Here is a 292-nt window from a genome sequence, read left to right on the forward strand (position 1 = left end):
CGTCGGTAAATACGGGACCCGCTATGGGCCCTCCCTCAGGAAAATGGTGAAGAAAATTGAAATCAGCCAGCACGCCAAGTATACCTGCTCCTTCTGTGGCAAGACCAAGATGAAGAGACGAGCTGTTGGCATCTGGCACTGTGGTTCCTGCATGAAAACAGTGGCTGGTGGGGCCTGGACCTACAACACTACATCTGCTGTCACAGTGAAGTCTGCCATCAGAAGACTGAAGGAATTGAAAGACCAGTAGAAGTGTGACTGCCTGAGACCTGCCTAGCCACTAGAAATAAAT

Annotated in this window: 1 protein-coding gene; it reads left to right on the forward strand. The window is 50.3% G+C overall.

Annotation, left to right across the window (positions count from 1 at the left end; all coding sequences use genetic code 11):
• Window positions 1-250: 50S ribosomal protein L37Ae (gene rpl37A, locus ABGN05_RS30105; RefSeq protein ID WP_367957738.1), on the forward strand; the 250-nt coding region annotated here is incomplete at its 5' end.
• Between the last annotated feature and the right edge of the window lie 42 nt (window positions 251-292).

The organism is Aquibium pacificum, from assembly GCF_040839445.1.
Classification (GTDB): Bacteria; Pseudomonadota; Alphaproteobacteria; order Rhizobiales; family Rhizobiaceae; genus Aquibium; species Aquibium pacificus.